The 25,701-nt window shown below is 63.0% G+C and carries 25 protein-coding genes and 1 pseudogene; 19 read left to right on the forward strand and 7 right to left on the reverse strand.

Annotated features, from left to right (window positions below):
• Positions 1 to 25: 25 nt before the first annotated feature.
• The 4 genes from FGD77_RS10465 to FGD77_RS10480 form a co-directional block, all read right to left on the reverse strand.
• On the reverse strand, positions 26 to 1,294 hold the full coding sequence (locus tag FGD77_RS10465) for an NAD(P)/FAD-dependent oxidoreductase (protein ID WP_255009280.1): 1,269 nt from the start codon (positions 1,292 to 1,294) through the stop codon (positions 26 to 28).
• 217 nt (positions 1,295 to 1,511) lie between these two features.
• On the reverse strand, positions 1,512 to 2,477 hold the full coding sequence (glpX, locus tag FGD77_RS10470) for a class II fructose-bisphosphatase (RefSeq protein ID WP_255009281.1): 966 nt from the start codon (positions 2,475 to 2,477) through the stop codon (positions 1,512 to 1,514).
• 85 nt (positions 2,478 to 2,562) lie between these two features.
• A complete protein-coding gene (locus FGD77_RS10475; protein ID WP_255009282.1) occupies positions 2,563 to 3,849 on the reverse strand; it encodes a homoserine dehydrogenase in 1,287 nt (428 codons plus the stop codon).
• 102 nt (positions 3,850 to 3,951) lie between these two features.
• The gene (locus FGD77_RS10480; RefSeq protein ID WP_255009283.1) at positions 3,952 to 4,266 is read right to left on the reverse strand and encodes a hypothetical protein; all 315 of its coding nucleotides are present in this window, start codon (positions 4,264 to 4,266) and stop codon (positions 3,952 to 3,954) included.
• 185 nt (positions 4,267 to 4,451) lie between these two features.
• On the opposite strand from FGD77_RS10480, the gene FGD77_RS10485 reads away from it, so the two are divergent.
• From FGD77_RS10485 to FGD77_RS10515, 7 genes and pseudogenes are all read left to right on the forward strand, one after another.
• Positions 4,452 to 5,396 (forward strand): NAD(P)-dependent oxidoreductase, encoded by a 945-nt coding sequence (locus tag FGD77_RS10485; protein ID WP_255009285.1) that lies wholly within the window; start codon positions 4,452 to 4,454, stop codon positions 5,394 to 5,396.
• 745 nt (positions 5,397 to 6,141) lie between these two features.
• Positions 6,142 to 7,572 carry a Glu/Leu/Phe/Val dehydrogenase gene (locus FGD77_RS10490; RefSeq protein ID WP_255009288.1) on the forward strand — a complete coding sequence of 477 codons (1,431 nt, stop codon included), beginning with the start codon at positions 6,142 to 6,144 and terminating at the stop codon, positions 7,570 to 7,572.
• 204 nt (positions 7,573 to 7,776) lie between these two features.
• Positions 7,777 to 8,076, forward strand: a complete 300-nt coding sequence (locus tag FGD77_RS10495) for a hypothetical protein (RefSeq protein WP_255009290.1) — start codon at positions 7,777 to 7,779, stop codon at positions 8,074 to 8,076.
• A gap of 118 nt (positions 8,077 to 8,194) precedes the next feature.
• A pseudogene (locus FGD77_RS10500) lies at positions 8,195 to 9,397 on the forward strand (transposase).
• 154 nt (positions 9,398 to 9,551) lie between these two features.
• On the forward strand, positions 9,552 to 11,513 hold the full coding sequence (dnaG, locus tag FGD77_RS10505; RefSeq protein WP_255009293.1) for a DNA primase: 1,962 nt from the start codon (positions 9,552 to 9,554) through the stop codon (positions 11,511 to 11,513).
• 114 nt (positions 11,514 to 11,627) lie between these two features.
• Positions 11,628 to 13,607, forward strand: a complete 1,980-nt coding sequence (gene rpoD / locus FGD77_RS10510; protein ID WP_255009297.1) for an RNA polymerase sigma factor RpoD — start codon at positions 11,628 to 11,630, stop codon at positions 13,605 to 13,607.
• A gap of 110 nt (positions 13,608 to 13,717) precedes the next feature.
• The gene (locus FGD77_RS10515) at positions 13,718 to 13,966 is read left to right on the forward strand and encodes a hypothetical protein (protein WP_255009300.1); all 249 of its coding nucleotides are present in this window, start codon (positions 13,718 to 13,720) and stop codon (positions 13,964 to 13,966) included.
• 90 nt (positions 13,967 to 14,056) lie between these two features.
• Here FGD77_RS10515 and FGD77_RS10520 read toward each other — a convergent pair whose 3' ends face one another.
• Positions 14,057 to 14,644, reverse strand: a complete 588-nt coding sequence (locus tag FGD77_RS10520; RefSeq protein ID WP_255009302.1) for a 5-formyltetrahydrofolate cyclo-ligase — start codon at positions 14,642 to 14,644, stop codon at positions 14,057 to 14,059.
• Positions 14,645 to 14,664: 20 nt separating this feature from the next.
• The gene (locus FGD77_RS10525) at positions 14,665 to 15,339 is read right to left on the reverse strand and encodes an SDR family oxidoreductase (RefSeq protein WP_255009304.1); all 675 of its coding nucleotides are present in this window, start codon (positions 15,337 to 15,339) and stop codon (positions 14,665 to 14,667) included.
• Positions 15,340 to 15,522: 183 nt separating this feature from the next.
• Here FGD77_RS10525 and nrdR point away from each other — a divergent pair, with 183 nt between their 5' ends.
• Both nrdR and ribD read left to right on the forward strand, forming a co-directional pair.
• Positions 15,523 to 16,005 (forward strand): transcriptional regulator NrdR, encoded by a 483-nt coding sequence (gene nrdR / locus FGD77_RS10530; protein WP_255009307.1) that lies wholly within the window; start codon positions 15,523 to 15,525, stop codon positions 16,003 to 16,005.
• Positions 16,006 to 16,028: 23 nt separating this feature from the next.
• On the forward strand, positions 16,029 to 17,099 hold the full coding sequence (ribD, locus tag FGD77_RS10535) for a bifunctional diaminohydroxyphosphoribosylaminopyrimidine deaminase/5-amino-6-(5-phosphoribosylamino)uracil reductase RibD (protein ID WP_255014177.1): 1,071 nt from the start codon (positions 16,029 to 16,031) through the stop codon (positions 17,097 to 17,099).
• Between the two features lie 89 nt (positions 17,100 to 17,188).
• Here the strand turns inward: ribD and FGD77_RS10540 are convergent, their stop codons facing one another.
• Entirely contained in the window at positions 17,189 to 17,389 is a 201-nt protein-coding gene (locus FGD77_RS10540; protein WP_255009309.1) for a DUF1127 domain-containing protein, read from the reverse strand.
• A gap of 346 nt (positions 17,390 to 17,735) precedes the next feature.
• On the opposite strand from FGD77_RS10540, the gene ruvC reads away from it, so the two are divergent.
• The 10 genes from ruvC (at position 17,736) to pal (ending at position 25,693) form a co-directional block, all read left to right on the forward strand.
• Positions 17,736 to 18,230: a crossover junction endodeoxyribonuclease RuvC gene (ruvC, locus tag FGD77_RS10545; RefSeq protein WP_255009312.1), complete on the forward strand. Its 495-nt coding sequence runs from the start codon at positions 17,736 to 17,738 to the stop codon at positions 18,228 to 18,230.
• Positions 18,227 to 18,892: a Holliday junction branch migration protein RuvA gene (ruvA, locus tag FGD77_RS10550; RefSeq protein WP_255009314.1), complete on the forward strand. Its 666-nt coding sequence runs from the start codon at positions 18,227 to 18,229 to the stop codon at positions 18,890 to 18,892. Before ruvC ends, ruvA begins: the two co-directional genes overlap by 4 nt.
• Positions 18,893 to 18,902: 10 nt before the next feature.
• Complete coding sequence (gene ruvB / locus FGD77_RS10555; RefSeq protein WP_255009316.1) at positions 18,903 to 19,934, forward strand: Holliday junction branch migration DNA helicase RuvB; 1,032 nt, start codon at positions 18,903 to 18,905, stop codon at positions 19,932 to 19,934.
• Between the two features lie 190 nt (positions 19,935 to 20,124).
• A complete protein-coding gene (locus FGD77_RS10560; RefSeq protein WP_255009319.1) occupies positions 20,125 to 20,751 on the forward strand; it encodes a hypothetical protein in 627 nt (208 codons plus the stop codon).
• A gap of 151 nt (positions 20,752 to 20,902) precedes the next feature.
• Positions 20,903 to 21,292, forward strand: coding sequence for a tol-pal system-associated acyl-CoA thioesterase (gene ybgC / locus FGD77_RS10565; RefSeq protein ID WP_255009322.1), 390 nt, complete (start codon positions 20,903 to 20,905; stop codon positions 21,290 to 21,292).
• A 114-nt stretch (positions 21,293 to 21,406) separates the two neighbouring features.
• A complete protein-coding gene (gene tolQ, locus FGD77_RS10570) occupies positions 21,407 to 22,102 on the forward strand; it encodes a protein TolQ (RefSeq protein ID WP_255009325.1) in 696 nt (231 codons plus the stop codon).
• 3 nt (positions 22,103 to 22,105) lie between these two features.
• Complete coding sequence (gene tolR / locus FGD77_RS10575; RefSeq protein WP_255009328.1) at positions 22,106 to 22,576, forward strand: protein TolR; 471 nt, start codon at positions 22,106 to 22,108, stop codon at positions 22,574 to 22,576.
• Between the two features lie 13 nt (positions 22,577 to 22,589).
• On the forward strand, positions 22,590 to 23,738 hold the full coding sequence (locus FGD77_RS10580) for an energy transducer TonB (RefSeq protein WP_255009330.1): 1,149 nt from the start codon (positions 22,590 to 22,592) through the stop codon (positions 23,736 to 23,738).
• Positions 23,738 to 25,072: a Tol-Pal system beta propeller repeat protein TolB gene (tolB, locus tag FGD77_RS10585; RefSeq protein ID WP_255009332.1), complete on the forward strand. Its 1,335-nt coding sequence runs from the start codon at positions 23,738 to 23,740 to the stop codon at positions 25,070 to 25,072. Before FGD77_RS10580 ends, tolB begins: the two co-directional genes overlap by 1 nt.
• 108 nt (positions 25,073 to 25,180) lie before the next feature.
• Complete coding sequence (pal, locus tag FGD77_RS10590; protein WP_255014178.1) at positions 25,181 to 25,693, forward strand: peptidoglycan-associated lipoprotein Pal; 513 nt, start codon at positions 25,181 to 25,183, stop codon at positions 25,691 to 25,693.
• Positions 25,694 to 25,701: the final 8 nt, after the last annotated feature.

Raw genomic sequence — 25,701 nt, forward strand, 5'->3', positions numbered from 1 at the left:
AATGTCCCGAAGAATTGCCGCCACCTCAGGCGCTGCGTGCCTCGGCCTGGGCGTGATACTCCAGATAGCTGCGCTGGGTGGCGATCGAATCGGCGACGTGCCGTGCATCGTGCCAGACACCCCAGATAAATGACGATCCGCGCCGTGATTGCCATGGCAGGCCCAGAAAATAGACGCCGGGTTCCGTTGATTTGCCGCGTTGATGCGCCGGGCGGCCCATCTCGTCAAAGGCGTCTACGTCCAGCCAGCTGTAATCCAGCGCATAGCCGGTCGCCCAGATGATCGACGTGATCCCGGCATCGGCCAGATCCAGCGCGCGGATCGGCGCGGTCAGGCACTCGGGTTCGGACCCGAAATCGCGTGCCTCCGGCTCTTCGGGGAGGTCCAGACCGTTGCGGGCGATATAGGCGTCTGCCTCGTCAAGGACCGAAAGGTAATTGGCATCGCCGTGGCGGATGCTCTGCACAAGGCCCGCGCCGAAGTAAAGTATGCCGTTTGCATATCTCTCGGCGCGGCCGACCAGTGTCAGGCCCTCGCGCGCAAGGGCGCGGAAATCGACGGTCTCACCGCCATTGGCGCCGCTGACGGCGATGCTGACATGCTCGGTGCCGGGGGCAGGCGCGGCCAGATCCCATTTGCCCAGGACACCCAGCCACCAGCAGAAATCGCGGCCCCGGTAGCTGCGTGGCGGGCGATCATGCGGCCCGGCGGCCAGATAGACCCGGCGTCCGGTGCGCATCAGCTCGGCCCCGATCTGGGCGCCTGATGCGCCTGCGCCGACCACCAGAACCGCGCCTTCGGGCAGCTGTTCGGGGTTGCGATACCGGTTCGAGTGGATCTGGAAAATGTCCGCGTCTTCGGGCACGATTTGCGGAATAACGGGTTTCTGGAACGGGCCGGTCGCAGCGACGATATTGCGGGCCTCTATCACGCCTCGGGATGTTTCCACGCGAAAGCCGGGGCGTCCGTCCAGACGCGTGACGCTGTTCACTTCGACACCGGTACGGACGGGCGCGCCAATCTTTTCGGCATATTGGACAAAGTAATCTGCCACCCTCTCCTTCGGGGCAAAGGCGTCGGGATCGAGATCGTCGAATTTCAGACCGGGAAAGCGGTCGTGCCATGCGGGGCCGTTGGCAACCAGCGAATCCCACCGCTCCGAGCGCCAGCGCTCGGCGATGCGATGACGCTCAAGGACGATATGGGGGATGGCGTGGCTGGTCAGATGCTCGCTCATCGCGATGCCTGCCTGTCCGCCGCCTACGACGACCGTGTCGATTGTTTCAACTGTCATTTTGCGCCCTTTCCCGTGGATCAGGCGGACCCTATGCGACAGGTCGGAATTGGTGAAACATGATTTGTCGATGCAGTGCTTGGGTTTTCTTGATGAGCCACGCAAAAAAGCGCGTCGGTCAAATCGGCGCGCCTTCTATATCTGCGGGTATTCTCAGCAGGGATCAGCGGTGCCCGGCCTTGTGGGCGCAGGGTAGCCCGGCGGAGCTGACCTTTGGTCACTTCACCGGGTTGCGGTACGTCATCCGGCGCAATGAGCCGGTTTTCGAGCGCATCAGCACGGTTTCGGTTTCGACATAGGTCTGGCGGCGCTTGACGCCCTTGACCAGCGATCCGTCGGTGACGCCGGTGGCGGCAAAGATCACGTCGCCCGTTACCATGTCGTCGCGCGCATAGATCCGGTTCAGGTCTGTGATGCCGGCCTTGGCCGCGCGGCCCTTCTCGTCATCGTTGCGGAACAGCAAGCGGCCCCAGATCTGGCCCCCCATGCATTTCAGCGCGGATGCGGCCAACACGCCCTCGGGCGCCCCGCCGGACCCCATATACATGTCGATGCCGGTCAGTTCGGCCTCGGCGCAGTGGATGACTCCGGCGACGTCGCCGTCGGGGATCAGATAGACGGCGGCGCCGGTGGCGCGTACTTCTTCGATCATTTCCTGGTGGCGGGGACGCTCAAGGATGCAGACGGTCACTTCGGACGGCTTGCAGCCCTTGGCCTTGGCCAATGCCTGAACCCGTTCGCGCGGCGACATGTCCAGCGCGACGACGTTCTTGTCATAGCCCGGGCCGATGGCCAGTTTTTCCATATAGACGTCCGGCGCGTGCAGCAGGCTGCCGCGCTGCGCCATCGAAATCACGGTCAGCGCGTTTGGCATCGCCTTGGCGGTCAGGGTCGTGCCCTCCAGCGGGTCCAGCGCGATATCCACGCCGGGGCCGTCGCCGGTGCCGACCTCTTCGCCGATGAACAGCATCGGCGCCTCGTCGCGCTCGCCCTCGCCGATGACGACTACGCCCTTGATCGCCAGCTTGTTCAGCTGCTCGCGCATGGCGTTGACGGCCATCTGGTCCGCTGCCTTTTCATCGCCGCGCCCGATCAGGTCAGCACAGGCCAGTGCGGCCGCCTCGGAGACGCGGGCCAGTCCGAGCGACAGCATGCGGTCGTTGAAGTCGGCGGTATCGGTCATTGCAAGATCCTTTTGCGGGAAAACGGGTTGGGACAAGAGTAAGGTCAGATTTATCGGCAGGCGGCAGGCCGCACAAGGGAATGCTTCAGGCGGTTTCGATGCGCAGGGCGATAGGGGTGTCGGTCACGACGCCGAGGGCGGGCATCGCAGCCAGTGCGCGGTCCAGATCGGCGCGGCTTGCCTTGTGCGTGACGATCAGCACTGGCGCGTCGGGGCCGTCATGGTCGTATTGGCGCATGCGGTCGATCGAAATTCCGGCATCGCCCAGTGCCGTCGCCACCTTGGCCAGCGCGCCGGGCTTATCGGTGAGCGACATGCGCAGATAGTAAGGTGCAGGTGTGCCGCCCTGTGCGGGCTGGGCCTGTTTCAATCCGGTTGCAGGGCGCCCGAAGACGGGCAGCCGAAAGCCGCGCGCGATATCCATGACGTCGCCCATCACGGCGCTTGCGGTGGGGCCCATGCCGGCACCGGGGCCGCGCAGCACGATCTGCTCGACATTGTCCCCCTCCAGCACGACCATGTTGGTCCCGCCATCCAGTTGTCCCAGTGGGCTGGTGGCCGGCACCAGACAGGGCGTCATGCGCTGCTCCAGCCCACGGCCTGTCATCTGCGCGACGCCCAGCAGCTTGATCCGGTAGCCCATGTCGGCGGCGTGGTTGATATCCTCGATCGCGATCGCCCCGATTCCCTCCATCTGGACCGAGCCGAAATCGACCTGCGTGCCAAAGGCGATGGCGGCCAGCAGCGACAGCTTGTGCGCGGCATCAATGCCGCCCACGTCCAGCTGCGGATCGGCCTCCAGATAGCCCAGATCGGACGCCTCCTGAAAGACATCCGCGTAAGGCAGGCCGGCTGATTGCATCCGTGTCAGGATATAGTTGCAGGTGCCGTTCATCACGCCCATGACGCGGGTCATGTCGTTGCCGGCCAGCCCCTCGGTCAGGGCCTTGATGACGGGGATGCCGCCGGCGACGGCCGCCTCAAAGCGGATGACGCGGCCCGCAGCCTCGGCCGTCAGCGCCAGAGCGTGGCCGTGATGGGCCAGCAGCGCCTTGTTGGCTGTCACGACATCCTTGCCCGCTGCAATCGCGGCCTCGGTCGCGGCCTTGGCCGGGCCGTTATGGCCCCCCATCAGTTCGACGAAAACGTCGACGTCATCGCGTTGCGCCAAGGCGACCGGGTCATCCTCCCACGCGTAATCCTCCAGGGGAACGCCGCGTTTCTTGCCGCGCGAACGTGCCGAAACGGCGCTGATCGTGACGGGGCGCCCGGCCCGTTCCGCCAGCAGGCTTGCCTTCTGGCGGATGATGCGCACGACGCCGGTGCCGACGGTACCCAGTCCGGCGATGCCAAGGCGCAAGGGGTCGTTCATGGGGCTGTCTCCGGGCTGTAGGGCTGGGTCTGGACGTTCACTGGCGATCTACAGGCAAAGCGCCGAGGGTGCAACGCGGGTTTTGGCAACTGCGCGGCGGCGTTATTGCTGCACGCCGGCCCGTACCCCGGCCTGCATCCGCGTGCGCGTGTCGCTATCGATCACCGTGCCGCGCAGGCGTGCGGCGCGTGATTTCAGCCGGGCGATACGGGCCTCGATGGCAGGCGCCGCGCCCGCGTTCGTGTCCGTGTCGTTGATGCGCGCCTGCAATCCGCTGAGCGGGACCAGATCGGGATAGGGCGCGCGGCGCGACTGGTCTGTCAGGGTGGCGTCCAACTGGGGAAATTGTGCGCAACCCGGCAGCAGACTGCCCGCCCCGAGGGCAGCGATAAGGGCAAGGGCGAAGCTGTGGCGCATGCGGGCCATCCGGTGGTTTGCGTGACGTGCTGCGCGCTTGATGCCACTTTTCGCCGGTCATGGGCAAGCGCGGCGCGCGTTTGCATCGATACGGCGGCAATTCGTGCCTGGGATGTCGCTTTTTGTCCAGACGGCGCAGGTGGCGCGGGCGAGGCTGCCCCACGTGAGGACAACAGGAGGGACGCATGAAAACCGGGTTTATCGGATTGGGCAATGTCGGCGGCAAGCTGGCAGGGAGCCTGCTGCGCGGCGGTGTGCCGCTCATGGTGCACGATCTGGACGCGGATCTGGTCGCGGGCTTCGTAGCCCGAGGCGCCGAGGATGGCGGCGATCCCGCGCAGATGATGCAGGATTGCGACACCGTCATCACCTGCCTGCCCAGCCCCGCCGCAAGCGCCGCCGTCGTTGCGCAAATGCTGACGCATATGGGCCCCGGCAAGACATGGATCGAGATGTCGACGACCGACGCCGCCGAGGTCCAGCGCCTCGGGGCCGAGGTCATGGCGCAGGGCGCCGCTGTCGCCGATTGTCCGGTGTCGGGCGGCTGTCATCGCGCCGATACCGGCAATATCAGTATCTATGCGGGCTGCGATCGCCCCACATTCGAGCGTGTCCTGCCGTTGCTTACGGTCATGGGGCGCAAGATTCTGCACACTGGCGATCTGGGCAGCGCATCGGTGCTGAAGGTGATGACGAACTATCTGGCCACCGCCAACCTGCTGACCCTGTGCGAGGCGCTGACCGTCATGAAGGCGGCGGGGGCGGATCTGGGCACCACATTCGACGCGATCGCGATTTCGTCGGGCAATTCCTTTGTGCACGAAACAGAAAGCCAGTTGATCCTGTCGGGGGCGCGTGACGTCAATTTCACGTTGGATCTGGTCCAGAAGGATGTCGGCCTGTTCCAAAAACTGGCCGATCTGCACGACGTCCCGCTGGAGATATCACCGCTGATCATCGACATCCTGACCGACGGCCAGCGCCGTTTCGGAGAGCGCGCGCAATCGGACCGCCTCATCGAGCGGCTGGAGGAAGCGACCGGCCTCGATATCACCGCGCCGGGATTTCCGGATCGGCTGGTGGATACCGAGCCCGAGGAGCGGGGCGCAGAGGTGGCTGCGCGGCGGTGAGAGGCGCCGGGATGCACGAGAGCGCCGGAGCAGTTTCTGAAATGGAGCAAAACTTGCCGAGCTGAATGTTTAGAAATAGGAGCGAAGCGCGTCGTTGTCACGCCAGTTTGATATACTCTGGGCTACTTCCCGGCTCAGCGGTTTGCTGGATTGAAACCCGTCCAGATCGTCAGGCGGCCAGTCGAATCCTGACGCCGGGATCGTCCGGTCTTTGTTGTAGTTCAGGTACTGGCCTGCCCGGATCATAGAAGTCGTAGGCAGATGCCAGAGCGGATTCGTAGATGCATCTCCAGTCCTTCTTCGGGCATTTTGCATCATCGTTGCGGAACGCGTCCGGGGTTAGGATTTGGCCGTCATGACGGCCCGGCCCAGACGTGTGCCGCCCGCGCCGGGGGGGCTGATTTCGACCTCGTGCGCGCCACTGTGATACTCCACGATGATACCTCACGATGCCGGAAACGGTGGTGTCGGTCAGGTTTTTGTCACGGGTTCTATGGTCGACCACCGTGGCCGAATTCGGACCTTGAACGCAGTATGATGACGGAAATTAAGAAGTGATCCCAATAGTTAAACGCGTTTTGTTGCAGTGTCGTCGTACCCGCGACAGCCTGGCGCGGTGTCGCGGCAGCTGGTGGGCTTGGCAGGCTTGGCTGGACAAAAACGCCACAAGGTTTAACGATGTATTTGCAATTACATCATAAATAGAAGTGGTCGGCCTATGCCCGCCGCGCGATGGAGGATGGCGATGACTGCCGTAAAAGAACCGAGTTTCCGCGATTCCGTAGACCTGATGTTTAATCGGGCGGTCTCCCTGATGGATCTTGAGCCGGGACTGGAAGAGAAGATCCGCGTCTGCAACGCCACCTACACCGTGCGCTTTGGCGTGCGCCTGCGCGGCCAGATCCATACATTCACCGGGTACCGAAGCGTTCATTCGGAACATTTGGAGCCGGTCAAGGGCGGCATTCGCTTTGCCATGGGCGTAAACCAGGACGAGGTCGAGGCGCTGGCGGCGCTGATGACCTACAAATGTGCGCTGGTCGAGGCGCCGTTCGGCGGCTCGAAAGGTGGCCTGCGCATTGATCCCCGCGAGTGGGACGAAAATGAGCTTGAGCGGATCACGCGCCGCTTTGCCTACGAGCTGATCAAACGTGATCTGATCCACCCCAGCCAAAACGTTCCGGCCCCCGACATGGGCACGGGTGAGCGTGAAATGGCTTGGATTGCCGACCAGTACAGGCGCATGAACACCACCGATATCAGCGGGCGCGCCTGCGTCACCGGCAAGCCGATCAACGCGGGCGGTATTCAGGGCAGGACCGAGGCAACCGGGCGGGGCGTGCAATATGCGCTTCAGGAGTTTTTCCGCCATCCCGATGACGTCAAGATGGCAAACCTCAGCGGCGGGCTGGATGGCAAGCGTGTCGTGGTTCAGGGCCTTGGCAACGTGGGCTATCACGCAGCTAAATTCCTGTCCGAAGAGGATGGTTGCATCATCACCGCCATCGTCGAGCGTGATGGCGCGCTGATCAGCGACAAGGGTCTGCACGTCGAAGAGGTCCGCAACTGGATCGCCAAGCATAACGGCGTCAAGGGTTTTCCGGGCGCCGAGTATGTCACCGATGGCGCAAAGGTGCTGGAAAAGGAGTGCGATATCCTGATCCCGGCCGCGATGGAGGCCGTGATCAACATGTCGAACGCCGCCAATATCAGCGCGGCCTTGATCATCGAGGCGGCGAATGGTCCCGTCACTGCCGGCGCCGACCAGATCCTGCGTGAAAAGGGCTGCGTCATCATCCCGGACATGTTCGCCAACGCGGGCGGCGTGACGGTATCCTATTTCGAGTGGGTAAAGAACCTTGGCCATATCCGCTTTGGCCGCATGGGGCGCCGTCAGGAAGAGTCGCGCCACCAGTTGGTCGTGGACGAGTTGGAGCGCCTGAGCGGCGACAAGAATCTGGGCTGGACGCTCAGCCCTGACTTCAAGCAGCGCTACCTGCGCGGTGCGGGCGAGCTGGAGCTGGTACGCTCGGGTCTGGACGACACGATGCGCGCGGCCTACCAGTCGATGCGCGATGTCTGGCATGGGCATGATGAGGTGACGGACCTGCGCACGGCGGCCTATCTGGTATCAATCGGCAAAGTCGCGGCCAGCTATCGCGCCTTGGGTCTGTGACCCTGACCGAGAACGGGATGCCGGGATTCATTTGAATTCCGGCTCCGGAAAGTCTCGGTTTTCGACCGCATAGCCGCGGATCGCTTGCAAATGCATTTGTTGCGCAGAAACCTGCGCAACCTACACGTCAGACAGCAAACTGGATGTTCAAGATGCATCTGCGCTGCTAGGCACGGCGCAGTTTCACTGACCCGAAAGGCCGATATGTTCCGCTCTCCGCTTGTAGCCCTTTTGATCCTGACCGCTGCGCCCACGCTGGCTGCGGACAGCGCCGCCAAAAATTGTGCAGTCACCTCTGGTATCGTCGACGATGCTGTCGCGCTGCGCGCAAAGGGCAGTGCGCAGGCTGACACGATTGCCGCGCTTACGGCGGGCGATCTCGACGCGCGGTTCGTTCCCGCGATCCAGCCGCTGGTCGACTGGGTCTACACCCTGCCATCCGATCAGCTGACGGGGGAGGCTGCCGCCGCCTTCAAGGCGGCTTGCCTCCAGCAGGCGGGCTAAGCGGTTGATCGCTGCACTGCCGCGAAACATTAAGCTGCACTGATTTTGTTGAAGAACTATTCCTTGATCCGTAGGCAGGTCGCTGATTCAAATCCTGTATTGAGCGGGAGGGTTAGCGATGATAGGACCGAAGCAGGAAGCGCAAGCGGCGCTGTTCTACGATTTCTCGCTGTAAGATCATGTCCCGAAAGGTCATCTGCTGCGGTTGATTGATCGGCATCTCGATCTGGCGGACCGCATTCCAGATCATTCTACTTTTTCGAAGAACCGCCATGGTCGTTTCCGCGAGAGTGACCTGCTGCGCCATGTTTTCGAGACGATCGTTGCGCGCTGTAGAGAAGAGAGCCTTGTTGGTGGCGAAGGCTTCGCTGTCGGCGCCAGTTTGATCTTCGCGGATGTCCAGAAGCAGAACTCCAGCAACCCACACGACTGGGCGGCTCGGGAGGTCAAAGCAGCAGATGCACTGAGGGCGGTGCGTGAATGCCTCGACGTTCTTGAAGACGCAGCCTTTGGTGCGGCTAGCGAGGTAAAGCCTAAGTTCACCGCCCGCGCTGACCCAGCCAGCCAATGGACTGCTGCCCGAAAAGAGCCTGCATTCTTTACCTATTCTGATAATTACCTGATCGACACAGATCACGGGATCATCGTCCATGTGGAGGCCAGCAGGTCGCCCCGGCAGGCAGAGGTGGGCGCGATGCGCAAACTGATTGATCGCACCGAAGACCGCTTTGGCCTGAAGCCGGATTGGGTGGCGGCGGATACGGCTTACGGGTCTTCTGACAATCCCGTTTGGCTAACGCTCAAACGGAAAATCCTTCCGTTCATCCCTGTCTTTGATCACTCAAAGCGCAAGGATGGCACCTGGTCGCGGTCCGACTTCCCCTGGGACGAAGACAATGATCTATACATTTGCCCGGAAGGGAAAGAGCTTCGTCACACCCGTCGAAATTACGCTGATCCGAAAAGACACCAACCCAAACCTGGTCGACGTCAGTATCGCAGCCTGAAACTCGATTGTCAGGCTTGCCCATCGAAGCCCAAATGCTGCCCTAACACCGTTACGCGCTACATCAACCGAGAAGAATACGAAATCGTCAGAGATTTTGCGCGGCTGTGCACAGCCTCCGATTTCAATCCCACCACTCAGAGGCGGCGAAAAAAGGTCGAGACGCTCTTCGCCCATCTCAAACGCATCCTCGGGTTGACACGCCTGCGATTGCGAGGGCCATGCGGCGTCCAAGATGAGTTCACCCTCGCAGCCATCGGCCAAAATCTCCGGAAATTGGCCAAGCTCAAGCCGATGGTGCCAGCCGCACCGTAGAATGGCGGCATTGCCATAATTTAACGCGAAAAATCAGACCATTAATCTCGGGCATGCCGCCAAAACCAACGAGTTTTTCAACGACATCCCCTAAACGCGGTCTGTCGCGGCGGTTGCCCTTGGCGCCGGGCGCGACTCGGCCCATATTGCACCCATGTCCTTGCCTCCCGGTTTCCTCGAAGAATTGCGCACGCGCACGTCGCTGACCCAAGTGGTCGGGCGCAAGGTGATGTGGGATAATCGCAAGTCGAACCAGGGGAAGGGCGATATGTGGGCGCCATGCCCGTTCCATCAGGAAAAATCCGCCAGCTTTCATGTCGATGACCGCAAGGGATTCTACTACTGCTTTGGCTGTCATGCCAAAGGGGACGCCATCAGCTTTGTTCGCGAGAGCGAAAACGTGGACTTCATGGAAGCGGTCCGCATTCTGGCCGCCGAGGCGGGCATGCAGATGCCCGAACGTGACCCGCAGGCGCAGGCCAAGTCGGATCGCCGCACGCAACTGGCTGAGGTCATGGACCAGGCCCAGCAGCATTTTCGCCTGATGCTGAAAACCGGCGCCGGGGCGGATGCGCGTGCGTATCTGGCGCGGCGCGGGCTTGATGAGGCGACGCAGGAACGGTTCGGCATCGGCTTTGCGCCGCAGGCGTGGCAGGGCCTTTGGGATCATCTGACGGGCAAGAATGTCGCCGCCGATCTGATCCTTGGCTGCGGCCTTGCGCGCCCGTCTCAGAAGGGCGGTACGCCTTATGACGTGTTTCGCGGCCGGATCATGTTTCCCATTCATGACGCGCGCGGCCGCGTCATTGCCTTTGGCGGGCGGGCGATGGACCCGAACGATAATGCCAAATATCTGAACTCGCCCGAGACCGAGCTTTTCGACAAATCCCGCACGCTATACAATTATGCCCCCGCGCGCGAAGCGGCCGGCAAGGGCCAGCCCCTGATCGTGGCCGAAGGGTACATGGACGTGATTGCGCTGGCGCAGGCCGGATTTCAGGGCGCGGTCGCGCCGCTGGGCACGGCGGTGACGGAAACGCAGCTGCAACTGATGTGGCGCGCGGTGGACGAGCCGGTCATGGCGCTGGACGGAGACCGCGCGGGGCTGGCTGCGGCGCAGCGGGTGATCGATCTGGCGCTGCCGCTGCTGGAGGCGGGCAAAGGCCTGCGTTTCGCGCTGATGCCCGAGGGGCAGGATCCCGATGATATCCTGCGCGCCCAAGGGGCGGGGGCGGTGCAGGCATTGATCGAGGGCGCGCAGCCCATGGTCCAGTTGCTGTGGCAACGCGAAACCGAGGGGCGCGATTTTGACAGCCCGGAACGTCGCGCCGCGCTGGATAAATCCTTGCGCGCGGCGATCGGCCGGATCGCTGATCCGTCCATTCGCGGCCATTACGGGCAGGCGATCAAGGACCTGCGCTGGCAGCTTTTCCGGCCGCGCGGGGGCGGGCAGGCCCGCCCTGCCGGTGGCGGTTCGGGCAAGGGGCGCTGGGTGAAACCCGATCAATCAGCGCGTGCCAGTACCAAATCATCGCCGCTTGCCCGGTCCGACGCACGCCAGCATGATCAGATGCGCGAGGCGGTCATTCTGGCGGCCTTCATTTCGACCCCTGCCATTCTGACTGATTTCGAGGCGGCGCTGGAGCGGTTGGATTGTTTCGACCCGGACCATGCCCAAATGCGCGATCTGATTGCGGGCCATGGCCCGAACGGCGCTGATGCGTTGCGCGATGCGATAACCGCCACGATGGGGGGGCACGCCCTTGAAAAGCTGCTGTCGCTACCCCACGTCGCGTTAACGCCACCGGTGCGCCATCCGGGCGACGCCGCGCTGGCGCAGATGACCGTGGCCGAGGAGCTGGCCAAAATTGCAGCGACCCAAGGCCTGCGGGCCGAGATTGTAGACGCCGCCGAAGATATGCTGGGCGTCGCGGATGAGGCCATGACCTGGCGCCTGGGGCAGGCCGCCGAGGCCCGCAACCGCGCCGTGCGCAGCGAGCACGAAGATCGGGCCGAATACGACCTCGCCGATAACGGAGCGCGAATCAATCGCGGTGAACGCGAGCAGTTTGATGCGCTGCTGGACAAGATTTCATTCTCGAAGCCACGCCGATAAATGGATTTTGGTGAGGTCCGGGTAAACAAAAACAGGTAAACGGGTTGCGAATCACTTCTGCGTAGGGATGATTCGAGATCAGCGAATCACTCGCCCGTCATTCAGGAGACTTACATGGCCGCCAAAGACACCGACGACCAGAAGCCCGACGATCAGGACGCCGAGATGTCGCTGGACATGAGCCAGGCCGCCATCAAGAAGATGATCTCGGAGGCGCGCGAGAAGGGTTTCATCACCTACGACCAGCTGAACAAAGTGTTGCCGCCCGATCAGGTCAGTTCGGAGCAGATCGAGGATGTGATGTCGATGCTGTCCGAAATGGGCATCAACATCATTGAAAACGACGAGGTCGAGGAAGAAGAGCAGCGCGGCACCGCCGTGGCCGAGGTCGGCCGCCGGGGCGAAATCACTCTGGGCTCGGGCAAGGAGGAAAAGCTGGATCGCACCGACGATCCGGTGCGCATGTACCTGCGCGAGATGGGCAGCGTCGAATTGCTGTCCCGCGAGGGCGAGATCGCCATCGCCAAACGGATCGAGGCCGGGCGCAACACGATGATCGCGGGCCTGTGCGAAAGCCCGCTGACATTTCAGGCGATCACCATCTGGCGCGACGAATTGGTCACCGAGGACATTCTGCTGCGCGACGTGATCGACCTTGAGACGACATTCGGCAATCAGCTGGAGGGCGAGGGCGAATCCGTCGTCGACGCCGCCAACGTGGCCGGTGCGCCCACGTCCGCCAAGGACGAGTCCAAGCCCGAGCTGGACGCCGACGGCAACCCGATCGCCGACGATGACGACGATGACGAGGACGATCAGGCCAACATGAGCCTTGCCGCGATGGAGGCGGCGCTGAAGCCGTCCGTTCTGGAAACGCTCGACCATATCGCCGACGATTACCTCAAGCTGGCCGAGATGCAGGATAGCCGCATTTCCGCCACTCTGAACGAGGACGGCACGTTTTCGTCCAAGCAGGAGGACACATATCAGGTCCTGCGCAGCGAGATCGTCGTTCTGGTCAATTCGCTGCACCTGCACAACAACCGCATCGAGGCGCTGATTGACCAGCTATACGGTATCAACCAGCGCATCATGATGATCGATGGCGCCATGGTGAAGCTGGCCGACCAGGCCCGCATCAACCGGCGCGAATTCATCGATGAATATCGCGGCCGCGAGCTGGATCCGAACTGGCTGGACGACATGGCACAGAAATCCGGGCGTGGCTGGCAGATGCTGATCGAACGCTCGAACGACAAGGTGACGGAACTGCGCTCTGAAATGGCGCAGGTGGGTCAGTATGTCGGCCTCGACATTTCCGAATTCCGCCGGATTGTCGGTCAGGTCCAGAAGGGCGAGCAGGAAGCGCGACTGGCCAAAAAGGAGATGGTCGAGGCGAACCTGCGTCTGGTCATCTCGATCGCCAAGAAATATACCAACCGTGGCCTGCAATTCCTGGACCTGATCCAGGAGGGCAATATCGGTCTGATGAAGGCGGTCGACAAGTTCGAGTATCGCCGCGGCTACAAGTTCAGCACCTATGCGACATGGTGGATCCGTCAGGCCATCACCCGCAGCATCGCCGATCAGGCGCGCACCATCCGTATCCCTGTCCACATGATCGAAACCATCAACAAGCTGGTGCGCACCGGGCGCCAGATGCTGCACGAGATTGGCCGCGAGCCGACGCCGGAAGAGCTGGCCGAAAAGCTGCAAATGCCGCTGGAAAAGGTGCGCAAGGTGATGAAGATCGCCAAGGAGCCGATCAGCCTTGAGACGCCCATCGGCGACGAGGAAGACAGCCAGCTGGGCGATTTCATTGAGGATAAGAACGCCGTCCTGCCGCTCGATTCTGCCATTCAGGACAACCTCAAGGAAACGACGACACGCGTTCTGTCCTCGCTGACCCCGCGCGAGGAGCGCGTGCTGCGTATGCGCTTTGGCATCGGCATGAACACCGATCACACGCTGGAGGAGGTCGGTCAGCAGTTCTCGGTCACGCGCGAACGTATTCGCCAGATCGAGGCCAAGGCCCTGCGCAAGCTCAAGCACCCCAGCCGCTCGCGCAAGCTGCGTTCTTTCCTGGATCAGTAGGAAAACCATCCCGCGCCGCGAAAGTATGAAAATTTTTTCGCGGCGCAGTTTGTCCAAAGCGAACTATTTCGGCGCTAAGGCGTTGTTTCTCCAAGTCAAAGGAGAATGCAATGAAACGCCTTATCATCATCGCCGCCCTGAGTGCCCCTGTTGCCGGACTGGCGACGACTTTTGATATCGTGGACACTGGTCAGGCTGAAGTTTTTCAGATCGAAGTGGCTCAGGACGAGCTTGCGGAATGCGAGGCAACACTGCGTGAGTTGCGCCAGAAACCGGTTGTCACTGATGGCGGCTTGGCCCTGCCATCCTTCATGCGGGATGATGACCTTCCCCGTTCGGTTTGTGTCGTGGGGGCTTAGGGCCGATCCTGCATGATATCATGTCTGGTAAAAACCAGATTGAAAGCGTGTCTGCCACTGGGGTTGGCGCGCTTGTTACTCTGGGTCTGTTTACACTGGGTCTGTCGTGTCTATCAGGACGGCATCATCCATCGGAATGTCGAATTCATGCGAATGGATTGTGTCCATCTTTTGTTGCGCATACCCGACGCCGATGACCCTTGCGGTATGGCCGCTCTCGCGTAGGGCCGCGATCGTGCGGTCAAAAAAACCGCCGCCATATCCCAGTCTGAAATTAGCCGCGTCCAGACCCACCACGGGGGACAGGACGATATCAGGCGCGACAACTTCGGAACTGTCCGGCGGAATGGGGATGTTCCAGACGCCTTTTTCCAATTTGTCGCCGGGCACCCAGCGGCGGAACTCCAGTGGCGTAGCCTTGGCCACGACGACGGGCAATGCCAGCGCCGCGCCCCGGTCCCGGCAGGCAGCGGCCCAAGCGCGCAGGTCAGGTTCGCCCCGGAACGGCCAGTACAGCGATATGGTCCGCCCTTGGACATCGCCAATCAGGGCGTCCAGACGATTTGCCAATTGCGCGTCGGCCTTTTGCCGGGCGGCGACCGGGATGGCCTGCCGGGCTTCTATCAGCTCTTGGCGCATCGCCTTGCGCCACTGGGCTGTTCCGGGGGTTTCCTGCATCATGTCGCTCCTGCCATTTGTCAGCCCGTAGGCATTACCACGACCTCTTGCACGTTGGCGTGGGATGGTTGGTTCAAAGCGTAGACAACGGCATTGGCAACGTCCAGCGGCTTGAGTTTGTCAGGTTTCGGCGTGTCAAAAAACGGCGTATCGACCATGCCCGGCGCGATCACGGTGCAGCGCCCGCCCCATTCACGCATGTCCTGCGCCAAATTACCCGCCAGCCCGTGAACAAACCATTTCGACGCGCCGTAGATCGAGCCCGAAATGTGCACGCGGCCCGCGACGGATCCGGTCAGGATCAGATGCCCTTTGGTTTTCTTCAGTTCAGGATAGGCCGCTTTGAGGGTCAGCAGTACACCCGTCACGTTGATGTCGATCAGGCTGCGCCATTCTTCGGGATCGCCATCCTCGACGCCCGGTATGTCCAGCCCGGTGCCGGCATTGGCATAGACCGCATCAACCTGCCCAAAATGCGCGACCGTTTTTGCAATGGCATCCGTCAGCGCCTTGAGGTCAGTAACGTCGCCGGGCAGGGCGAGCGCCCCATCACCGATCTCGCCCGCGAGCGTGTTCAGCTTGTCCTCGCTGCGCGCAAAAAGGGCGACGCGCCATCCCGCATCTACCGCGCGGCGTGCCGTTTCGGCGCCGATGCCCGAGGAGGCACCCGTGATGAAAAGAACCTTGTCCGTCATGTGTGAATTCCTTTGAAAGCGTTATCGCACCCAACGTGCGAGGGGCGACAAAGGTCCGTGACGCTGTATCTGGGGGTGCGATTTCCCATCTACCCAAAACTTTGAGGCTGTCCTATAGTGGCTGTGGATAATTGGGCCACAGACCCAAAGCCCGAGAGGCAGAGACAATAAAAGGACAGGCCTATGCGCTGCCCGTTTTGCGGAAATATCGAAACCCAGGTCAAGGATTCACGCCCCGCCGAGGAGCATGTCTCGATCCGGCGACGGCGATTGTGTCCGGCGTGCGGCGGACGTTTCACCACCTATGAACGTGTGCAGTTGCGCGATCTGGTTGTGGTCAAGACCAATGGCCGTCGCGAGGATTTCGACCGCGACAAGCTGGAGCGGTCGATCCGCATCGCCTTGCAAAAACGCCCGGTCGAGCCAGAGCGGATCGAGCAGATGATTTCCGGCATCGTGCGCCGCCTCGAAAGCATGGGCGACACCGACATCGCCTCGAAAACAGTGGGCGAGATCGTGATGGAAAGCCTCGCGCGGATCGATACGGTCGCGTATGTGCGCTTTGCCAGCGTCTACAAGAATTTTCAGGCCGCCGACGATTTCGACAAGTTCGTGAGCGAACTGCGCCCTGAAACCCTTACCGGGACCGAGCCGCCCAAGACGTGAGGGATCGCGCCGACATCCGCTTTATGCGCGTGGCCCTCGGGCTGGGACGGCGCGGGCAGGGCAATACCTGGCCCAATCCTGCCGTTGGCTGCGTCATCGCCCATGGCGAGCGCATCGTCGGGCGCGGCTGGACGCAGCCGGGCGGGCGGCCCCATGCCGAAACGCAGGCGTTGGCGCAGGCGGGCGCGGCGGCGCACGGCGCCACCGCTTATGTCACGCTGGAACCTTGCGCGCATCATGGCCGCACCCCGCCTTGCAGCGAAGCGCTGATTGCCGCAGGCATCGCGCGGGTTGTCGTGGCGGCAGATGATCCGGACCCGCGGGTGTCAGGGCGCGGCTTTTCGATGCTGCGCGGCGCCGGCATTCAGGTCACCGTCGGCGTTCTGGCCAAAGAGGCCGCGCGCGATCTGGGCGGGTTCCTCAGCCGCGTTCAACGGGGGCGACCCGAGCTGCTGCTGAAGCTGGCGACGTCCTTTGACGGGCGCATTGCCACGGCGGGCGGCCAGTCGAAATGGATCACCGGGCCGGGCGCGCGCCGCGCCGTCCATGCGATGCGCGCACGACATGACGCCGTGATGGTGGGGGCGGGCACCGTGCGCGCCGACGATCCGATGCTGACGGTGCGCGGCATGGGCGCGCGGTATCAGCCAGTGCGCATCGCGGTGTCGCGGCGGCTGACTCTGCCGCTCATGTCGCAATTTGCGCAGACCGCGCGCGATGTGCCGGTCTGGCTGATCCACGGGCCAGACGCGGATGCGGCGGCGATCGCGGCATGGGAAAGTGTCGGCGCGCATCTGATCGCCTGCCCGCTGCGCGATGCCGGGCTGGATATGATGGCCGCAATGCAGGCGCTGGGCGCCGCCGGGCTGACGCGCATCTTTTGCGAGGGCGGCGGTGCGCTGGCCGCATCGCTGCTGAAGGCGGATGTGGTGGACAGGCTGGCCGGATTCACTGCCGGGCTGGCACTGGGCGCGGATGGCCGGGCTGCGATAGGGGCGCTGGGGCTGGATGTGCTAAGCGATGCGCCTCGATTTTCGCTGGAGGACGTGCAGGCCGTGGACGGAGATGCGCTGCATCTGTGGCGACGCGTCTGAACCCGGTGCCAAAAGCAAAACGCGCGCCCCATGTCTGGTGCGCGCGTTCTAGAAAAATGTGCTGATCGGTTCGGCGGTGCGCTGCACGCTCATCCGCGTGCGCTGAACTTGGCGATGTCCGACCGGGTCAGCCCGATGTCGTCCAGTTCGCGATCCGACAGGACTGACAGCGCCTTGCGTGTTGCGCGAGCGTCTTTCCATGCGGTGAAGGCAGCCACAAAGCGGCTGATGTTCAGGCCGACGGATGCGGTCTGAAACTGGGCAGAGCGGGTGGTGTCGATAGCGGCCATTGTAATCGTCCTTTGGGTTGCATGACGGCGTGTCATGGCAGGAAGTGTCTTGCTGATGCCGCTCAGATAGACAGCCCCGATCATTCTGACAATGGCACTTTGCGCATAGTCACCATGCGCCGGCTGCATAGGTCGGCGAAGGTCTCATCAACCTTTTTTTTAAGGGGTTTGAGACAGCTGACCGGTCCCAGATCACTGGCGAGACTTTGTTGCCGCGATGCAGTCTGGGTCAGACAAAAGTTGCGCGGCCTCTGCCTGTCTGCGTATTCTCCTTGGAAGGTGTTCCCGTTTCGTGCTAGGCATCGCAAAGCGCCGGATAAACATGGGCGAGCAGGGGCAAGATATCATGCGGGTTCTAGGCATCGATCCGGGATTGCGAAATTTGGGCTGGGGGCTGATTGATGTCAACGGCAGTCGGCTGAGCCATGTTGCCAATGGCACGCTTCATTCGGTGGGTGACGGCCTGCCTGCGCGGCTATTGTCGCTGTTTCAGCAGCTCAGCGCGATATTGACCCAATACGCGCCGCAGACCTCAGCGGTCGAGCAGACATTTGTGAACAAGGACGGCGCCGGTACGCTCAAGCTGGGGCAGGCGCGCGGTATTGCCCTGCTGGCGCCCGCGCAATACGGCATAGAGGTGGGTGAATATGCGCCCAACACGGTGAAAAAGACGGTGGTGGGCGTCGGCCACGCGACCAAGGATCAGATCGCCCATATGGTAAAGATGCAGTTGCCCGGCGCGGTTCTGACAGGGCCGGATGCCGCTGATGCGCTGGCCGTCGCAATCTGCCATGCGCATCACGCGGCCAGCCGGGCACGTATCGCCAGGGCGCTGGCATGATCGGGCGTATTGCGGGGCGCATCGATTATCGCGCCATTGATCACGTGCTGATCGACGTGCGCGGTGTCGGCTATCTGGTGTTCTGCTCGGAGCGCACGATGCAGGCGTTGCCCCGCGCCGGTGAACATGCGGCGCTTTATACCGATCTGCTGGTGCGCGAGGATGTGCTGCAACTTTTCGGTTTCACCACGCTGGTCGAAAAGGAATGGCACCGCCTGTTGATGAGCGTTCAGGGCGTCGGCGCCAAGGCCAGCCTTGCAATTCTGGGCACGCTCGGCCCGGATGGCGTGGGGCGCGCCATCGCGCTGGGCGACTGGAACTCGGTCAAGGCGGCAAAGGGGATCGGCCCCAAGACCGCGCAACGCGTCGTGAACGAGCTGAAGGATAAGGCGCCCGAAATCATGGCGATGGGCGCAGGCCCGACCGTCGCCGCATCAGAGCCCGGCGGCGAGTTGATCGAGGCAGACAGCCCCGCCCCGCCGCCACGCGCCATGCCGTCCGGCCCCGGCCCGCAGGCCGAGGCACTGTCGGCGCTGACAAATCTGGGCTATGCGCCCGGCGAGGCCTCGGGCGCGGTTGCACAGGCCGCTGGCGACGCGCCAGAGGCGGACGTTGCCGCCCTGATCCGCGCCGCGCTCAAGCTGCTCGCGCCCAAGGGATGAGGTTTCCCCGATGACGATCGATCCTGATCCCACCCTGCGCCCCGAAAAACTGGCCGAGGATGAAGGGCGCAGCCTGCGACCGCAGGCGCTCAGCGAATTCATCGGCCAGGCCGAGGCGCGCGCGAATTTGCGCGTCTTCATCCAGTCTGCGCGCCAGCGTAATCAGGCGATGGATCACACCCTGTTCCATGGTCCGCCCGGCCTGGGCAAGACGACGCTGGCGCAGATCATGGCGCGTGAACTGGGCGTAGGGTTTCGCATGACGTCCGGGCCGGTGCTGGCCAAGGCGGGGGATCTGGCAGCCATCCTGACCAATCTGGAACGCAACGATGTGCTGTTTATCGATGAAATCCACCGCCTGAATCCGGCGGTCGAAGAAGTGCTCTACCCGGCGCTGGAGGATTTCGAACTGGACCTCGTCATTGGCGAGGGGCCGGCTGCACGTACCGTTCGGATCGAACTGGCGCCCTTTACCCTTGTCGGCGCCACCACGCGGCTGGGCCTTCTGACGACACCGCTGCGTGACCGCTTTGGCATCCCGACGCGGCTCCAATTCTACACGGTGGACGAACTGCACGAAATCGTTGTGCGCAATGCGGCGCTGTTGTCCATTCCCTGCGCAACGGATGGCGCCCGCGAGATCGCCCTGCGCGCGCGCGGCACGCCGCGTATCGCCGGGCGGCTGCTGCGCCGCGTGGTGGATTTTGCGCTGGTCGATGGAGATGGCACGATCACGCGCGCCCTGGCCGACTCGGCGTTGACGCGGCTGGGGGTTGATCATCTGGGGCTCGACAGCGCCGACCGGCGCTACCTGACGCTGATCGCCGAGGCGTATCAGGGCGGCCCCGTCGGCATCGAGACGCTGAGCGCCGCATTGTCGGAATCGCGCGACGCGCTGGAAGAGGTGATTGAGCCTTACCTGCTGCAACAAGGTCTGATCCAACGCACGCCGCGTGGACGGATGCTGGCACAGCGCGCCTGGACGCATTTGGGCCTCGCGCCGCCAAAAGCTGCGGGGCAAACCGATCTGTTCAAAGGGTGACGCGCGTGGCGGGCGGCGAAATTTGAGTATTTGAAGAACGATGAAAGTGCTGCCGCTTGTTTTTTATGGGGGAAAATACCCAATGCTTGGCCGCCACCGCATGTCGGCCTTGCATGTGGTGTGAAAGATCGGCGTTTCGGGCGTCTGAACTCTTCGTTAGACAGCCCGTGGCACAAGGCAGGAGGCAGGCATGAATCCCGATGAAATCGAGGCGCATTTCACGCGAAGCGATGGCAGCTATCTGTGCGCGCGTTGGGGGCGGCCCATCGCGCCGGTCGTGTTCGGTGTGGACGATGTGACCTTGCCGATCATCAAGGGCGCGATCGAGGCAGTCGCGGCGCTGGCAGGGCACGATACGGCCGAGACCGATCCTGAGCTGGGCGCCAACATGATGGTGTTCTTCTTTCGAACTTGGGACGAGCTGTTGGACCTGCCGGATCTGGGGCGGATGATCCCTGACCTGGAGCCGTTGGTAGGCCGCCTAAAAGACGCGAATGCGAACCAGTACCGCGTGTTCCGTTTCGACGCAGGCGGTGCGATCAAGGCTGCCTTCGTGTTCCTGCGCATGGACACACATCTTGACTCCGTTCCGGCCGAGACGCTGGCGCTCAGTCAGGCGGCTCAGACGATCCTTCTGTGGTCGGATACCGCGTTTCGGGACCGGTCGCCGTTGGGTCGTGTTCCGGGGCAGGAGGCCGCGCTGCTGCGCCCCGATATTTCGGCGTTGATCCGGGCGGCCTATGATCCGGTGCTGCCGCCATGTGCGCAGGACGCATCGCACGCGCTGCGGCTGGCGGCGCGAATGCGGGAGGTCTGAGTCCGGGGCCTTCGATGATGCGACGACATCAGCACAGATCAGCCGCTTTCCCGGCGCGGCAAAGATCAGGGTCATGGCCCTGTTCGGTAGTTGCTGAAAATGGCGCCGGGCTTGCTTGCGGCGCCGCGATGCCGGGCCTAAGTTGCGCCTTATGAGCCATGTATTTCCGATCCGCGTCTATTACGAAGATACCGACATGGGCGGTATCGTCTATCACGCCAACTATCTCAAATTCATCGAGCGCGCGCGCAGTGACTGGGTGCGCGGCACGGGCATCGACCAGCGCGCGATGAAGGAAGAGGACGGCACTGTATTTGCCGTACGCCGTGTTGAGTGCGACTATCTGATGGCCGCCCGGTTCGACGACCAGCTGGAGGTGCAGACCGAGGTGCAATCGGTCACCGGTGCGCGCCTTGTGCTGCACCAGCAGGTCAGCCGGGACGGCGCAGCGGTGTTTACGGCGGTCGTCACTATCGTCTGCCTGACCGATACGGGTCATCCGGTACGCCTTCCGGCAAATATCCGCCTGCTTTTGCACTGATCGCTAAAATTTGCGCGCCGTCCGGCGATGTCATTGGATTTTGTCTGCGGTTTAGGCTAGCGTCCGGCGAAACAGGGCCTATCTAGAGGCGGGCCACAAAAAAAGAGCAGGCAGATGGAAGCAGAAACCCTCGCATTGGCGCAGGACATGGATTTTTCCATGTGGGGCATGTTTGCCCAAGCGACGTTCATCGTGAAATTGGTGATGCTGATGCTGATCCTCGCGTCCTTTTGGGCGTGGTCGATCATCGTGCAAAAGCTGATCATGTATCGCAAGGCGCGGGCCGAGGCCGAGGCCTTTGACCGGCAATTCTGGTCGGGCGAGCCGCTGGATGAGCTGTTCGAACAGATTGGGACCGAGCCGGATGGGCAATCGCAGCGCATCTTTGCGTCCGGCATGATGGAATGGCGCCGCAGCCACCGTACCGATGGGGGCATGATCGCAGGCGCGACCGCGCGTATCGATCGCAGCATGGACGTGGCTATCGCCAAGGAAACCGAGGCCATGCAATCGGGTCTGCCGGTTCTGGCAACCGTGGGCAGCACCGCGCCCTTCGTCGGGTTGTTCGGCACGGTCTGGGGCATCATGCACGCGTTTATCGGTATTGCCGCGTCGCAGAATACCAGCCTTGCTGTCGTGGCGCCGGGCATCGCCGAGGCGCTTCTGGCCACGGCGCTGGGCCTGCTGGCGGCTATACCCGCCGTCATATTCTATAACAAGCTGAGCGCGGACAGCGACCGCATCGTTGCAGGCTACGAGGCCTTCGCCGATGAATTCGCGACGATCCTCAGCCGCCAGTTGGACAGCTAGGTCATGGGGGCAGCCGTTCACAATTCAGGCGGCGGCAAGCGGCGCAGGCGGAACCGCAGCCGCGCCCGGGCGATGTCCGAAATCAACGTCACGCCCTTTGTCGACGTGATGCTGGTGCTGCTGATTATCTTTATGGTGGCGGCGCCGCTGATGACGGTCGGCATCCCGATTGAACTGCCCAAGACGGCGGCCAATGCGCTGCCTGGCGAACAGGAAGAACCGCTGACGATCACGCTTGCCGCGGATGGCGCCGTATCGATCCAGACGACCGAAGTGGACCGGGCCGATCTGATCGGGCGTCTGCGGGCCATTGCCGCCGAGCGTGATGGCAACCGCGTGTATCTGCGCGCTGACGGCGCGGTGCCCTATTCGGACGTGGTGCAGATCATGGGTGCCCTCAACAAGGGCGGTTTTGACAATATTGGTCTGGTGACGGACGCAGGCGGCCCGTCGCTGGACGCGCCCGAAGGCTGAGGCGCGCAGCGCGGTGAACACAGGTCAGATCATATCGGGGGCGGGCCATATCGGCCTGATCGGCTGGCTGCTGTTTGGCGGCTGGTTCGCGCCCGAACCGCTGGATTTCCAGGTAACTCAGGTGACGGCCGTCAGTTCCGAGGAATACGCCGCCATCCTGTCTGGCGCCACCGCGCCGGACGAGTCAGCCGAGATCGCGCCGCCCGCCCTGCTGGAGCCTGAATTGCCGCAGGACGCGCCGGACATGAGCAGCGCCGCCGACGCCGCGCCGGCAACTCCGGTGCCGGATTCCGCACCGGAAACGGCACCCGATCCGGCGCCCCAGCCCCCCATCCCCCCCGCCGAGACCGAAGTGTCGGACGAGGCGCCGACCATCCAGACACCAGCCGAAGATATGGCGGCGCTGGTGCCCGACACAGCGCTGCGCCCGCAACAGCGCCCGGCGGAACGTGTGGCGCCTCAGCAGGTCGACCCGCCGGAACCCGACACCCAGGTCGACGACGTCGTGCGTGAAGAGGCCGTGCCGGACGAGGCCGCCGAGACCCCGCGCGAGGAAGCGGAAGCAACCGCCCCCGAGGCCGCCGCGACAGAGATCGTGACCGAGGCCGAGCAGGCCACGCCGTCAAAATCGGTGCGCCCCAAGGCGCGCCCGAACCGTCCCGCGCCCGCGCCTGAGGCTCAGCCCGAAGCCGAGCCTGAAACCCAGGCTGCCGAGGCCAGCCCCGTTGATGAGCCAGCGCCCACTGCCGACAGTGCCGGGATCGAGGACGCGCTGGCCGCAGCGCTTGGCGCCGCAGCGGACGCGCCCGCGCCCGCAACGCCGTCCGCGTCGGCAGGCCCGCCGCTGACGTCGGGCGAAAAGGACGGCATGCGCATCGCCGTGCAAAACTGCTGGAACGTCGGCTCGCTCAGTTCGGACGCGCTGGCCACCACCGTCACCGTCGCGTTTGAGATGACCGAGGATGCAAAGCCCATCGACAGCACGATCCGCATGATCGAGTCCACCGGCGGCACTTCGGGTGCGGCGAAACAGGCGTATGAGGCGGCGCGGCGGGCAATCATCCGCTGCGGCGCACGCGGTTTCGCCTTGCCGGTTGAAAAATATGCGTCATGGCGCAATGTGGAACTGGTATTTAACCCCGAGAATATGAGGATCAAATAATGGTGCGTCTTTCGGCCCTGCGATTCCTGGCCCTGCTGGCCCTTTGCTCAAGTTTTCTCGCCCCATCTGCGTTTGCGCAGAACGGCCCGTTGCGGCTGGAAATCACCGAAGGCGTGATCGAGCCGATGCCGTTCGCCGTGCCGACCTTCGTGCCCGGTGGCGGCACCAGCGGGCAGATGGCGCAGGACATTTCCGGCCTCATCGCCGCCGATCTCAGTGGCACCGGGCTGTTTCGCGAAATTCCGGCCAGCGCGCATATCAGCCGCGTGACCAGCTTTTCCAGCCCCGTGCAATTCGCGGACTGGAAGGCCGTGAATGCGCAGGCGCTGGTGACGGGCGCGGTTGATACGGATTCCTCGGGGCGCCTGACCGTGCAGTTTCGCGTCTGGGATGTGTTTTCGGGCCAGGAGTTGGGCGCAGGGCAGCAATTTGTCGGCACCGCGGACGGTTGGCGCCGCATCGCGCACAAGATCGCCGATCAAGTTTACAGCCGCATCACCGGCGAGGGTGGCTATTTCGACAGCCGTGTCGTCTATGTCTCGGAAACCGGTCCCAAGGACAACCGCGCCAAGCGGCTGGCGATCATGGACTACGATGGCGCGAACATCACCTACCTGACCGATTCTGCATCGCTGGTGCTGGCGCCGCGCTTTTCGCCCACCGGTGATCGCATCCTCTATACCAGCTACGAGAGCGGCTTTCCCCGGATCTACGTGCTGGACGTCGCCAGCGTGAACCGCCGGTCACTGCCTGCGCAGGATGGCACGATGAGCTTTGCGCCCCGCTTTTCCCCCAACGGGCAGACGGTGGTCTATTCGGTCGAGTCCGGCGGTAATACCGACATCTACACGATGGACGTCAATTCGGGCGCCAGCCAGCGCCTGACCAGCGCGCCGTCGATCGAAACCGCCCCCAGCTACAGCCCCGATGGCAGTCAGATCGTGTTCCAAAGCGACCGCACCGGGCGCAGCCAGCTCTATGTGATGAGCGCGGGCGGTGGCGAGGCGCGGCGCATCTCGAACGGCGAGGGCAATTATGGCACGCCCGTCTGGTCGCCGCGCGGAGATCTGATCGCCTTTACCAAGCAAAGCAAAAGCCGCTTTCACATCGGCGTCATGCGCGTCGATGGCAGCGAAGAGCGGCTGCTGACCGCGTCCTTTCTGGATGAGGGGCCGACATGGGCGCCCAATGGCCGCGTGATCATGTTCACGCGCGAAACGCAGGGCGCCAGCGGGCAGGCAGGCCTTTATTCGGTGGACATCACCGGGCGCAATCTGCGCGCCGTGACCACCGGCGGCGGCGCCAGTGATCCGTCGTGGTCGCCGCTGCAATAGTTTTCGCCAAGCGGGCTCTCGGGGCGTTTCCCTTGGCTCGTTTGCTGTGGTAGAACACCGCAAAACACGCGCGAACCGGCGCACAACATTATCGAGCGAGGCATGACGATGACCTTCCTGAAGACCACGACACTTCTTTGCGCCGCATTGGCGCTGGCCGCCTGCACCAGCCCGGACCGTTTCGGCGATGATAGCGCCGCAGGTCTGAATGGTGGCGTCGGCGCTGGCATGGATGGATCGGCTTCCGATCCCCGGTCGACGGCCTATTTTCAGCAGACCGTGGGCGACCGCGTGCTGTTTGTCATCGACACCTACACCCTGACGCCCGAGGGCCAGCGCACGCTGGACGGACAGGCGCAGTGGCTGATGACCAACCGCGACTATAACGCCGTGATCGAAGGCCACGCCGATGAGCAGGGCACGCGCGAATACAACCTCGCGCTGGGTGCGCGCCGCGCCAACTCGGTCGAGGAATATCTGATCGGGCAGGGTGTTTCGGCAAACCGCCTGCGGACCGTCAGCTATGGCAAGGAACGCCCGATCGAGATTTGCAGCAACGAGGCTTGCTATACCCAGAACCGCCGCGCCGTGACCGTCATTTCGGTCGGTGCGAACAGCTAAAGCGTTTC

It is taken from the genome of Roseovarius sp. M141, assembly GCF_024355225.1.
In the GTDB taxonomy this organism is placed as follows: Bacteria; Pseudomonadota; Alphaproteobacteria; order Rhodobacterales; family Rhodobacteraceae; genus Roseovarius.

Excerpts from the sequence above, each read along its gene's own strand:
- ruvB (WP_255009316.1), top strand. The coding sequence starts at position 18,903 with ATGACGATCGATCCTGATCCCACCCTGCGCCCCGAAAAACTGGCCGAG.
- ruvA (WP_255009314.1), top strand. The coding sequence starts at position 18,227 with ATGATCGGGCGTATTGCGGGGCGCATCGATTATCGCGCCATTGATCAC.
- FGD77_RS10465 (WP_255009280.1), bottom strand. The coding sequence starts at position 1,294 with ATGACAGTTGAAACAATCGACACGGTCGTCGTAGGCGGCGGACAGGCA.
- dnaG (WP_255009293.1), top strand. The coding sequence starts at position 9,552 with ATGTCCTTGCCTCCCGGTTTCCTCGAAGAATTGCGCACGCGCACGTCG.
- rpoD (WP_255009297.1), top strand. The coding sequence starts at position 11,628 with ATGGCCGCCAAAGACACCGACGACCAGAAGCCCGACGATCAGGACGCC.
- pal (WP_255014178.1), top strand. The coding sequence starts at position 25,181 with ATGACCTTCCTGAAGACCACGACACTTCTTTGCGCCGCATTGGCGCTG.
- FGD77_RS10520 (WP_255009302.1), bottom strand. The coding sequence starts at position 14,644 with ATGCAGGAAACCCCCGGAACAGCCCAGTGGCGCAAGGCGATGCGCCAA.
- tolR (WP_255009328.1), top strand. The coding sequence starts at position 22,106 with ATGGGGGCAGCCGTTCACAATTCAGGCGGCGGCAAGCGGCGCAGGCGG.
- FGD77_RS10480 (WP_255009283.1), bottom strand. The coding sequence starts at position 4,266 with ATGCGCCACAGCTTCGCCCTTGCCCTTATCGCTGCCCTCGGGGCGGGC.
- ruvC (WP_255009312.1), top strand. The coding sequence starts at position 17,736 with ATGCGGGTTCTAGGCATCGATCCGGGATTGCGAAATTTGGGCTGGGGG.
- FGD77_RS10515 (WP_255009300.1), top strand. The coding sequence starts at position 13,718 with ATGAAACGCCTTATCATCATCGCCGCCCTGAGTGCCCCTGTTGCCGGA.
- FGD77_RS10475 (WP_255009282.1), bottom strand. The coding sequence starts at position 3,849 with ATGAACGACCCCTTGCGCCTTGGCATCGCCGGACTGGGTACCGTCGGC.
- FGD77_RS10540 (WP_255009309.1), bottom strand. The coding sequence starts at position 17,389 with ATGGCCGCTATCGACACCACCCGCTCTGCCCAGTTTCAGACCGCATCC.
- glpX (WP_255009281.1), bottom strand. The coding sequence starts at position 2,477 with ATGACCGATACCGCCGACTTCAACGACCGCATGCTGTCGCTCGGACTG.
- ybgC (WP_255009322.1), top strand. The coding sequence starts at position 20,903 with ATGAGCCATGTATTTCCGATCCGCGTCTATTACGAAGATACCGACATG.
- tolQ (WP_255009325.1), top strand. The coding sequence starts at position 21,407 with ATGGAAGCAGAAACCCTCGCATTGGCGCAGGACATGGATTTTTCCATG.
- ribD (WP_255014177.1), top strand. The coding sequence starts at position 16,029 with ATGCGCGTGGCCCTCGGGCTGGGACGGCGCGGGCAGGGCAATACCTGG.
- FGD77_RS10485 (WP_255009285.1), top strand. The coding sequence starts at position 4,452 with ATGAAAACCGGGTTTATCGGATTGGGCAATGTCGGCGGCAAGCTGGCA.
- FGD77_RS10495 (WP_255009290.1), top strand. The coding sequence starts at position 7,777 with ATGTTCCGCTCTCCGCTTGTAGCCCTTTTGATCCTGACCGCTGCGCCC.
- FGD77_RS10560 (WP_255009319.1), top strand. The coding sequence starts at position 20,125 with ATGAATCCCGATGAAATCGAGGCGCATTTCACGCGAAGCGATGGCAGC.
- FGD77_RS10490 (WP_255009288.1), top strand. The coding sequence starts at position 6,142 with ATGACTGCCGTAAAAGAACCGAGTTTCCGCGATTCCGTAGACCTGATG.
- FGD77_RS10525 (WP_255009304.1), bottom strand. The coding sequence starts at position 15,339 with ATGACGGACAAGGTTCTTTTCATCACGGGTGCCTCCTCGGGCATCGGC.
- tolB (WP_255009332.1), top strand. The coding sequence starts at position 23,738 with ATGGTGCGTCTTTCGGCCCTGCGATTCCTGGCCCTGCTGGCCCTTTGC.
- nrdR (WP_255009307.1), top strand. The coding sequence starts at position 15,523 with ATGCGCTGCCCGTTTTGCGGAAATATCGAAACCCAGGTCAAGGATTCA.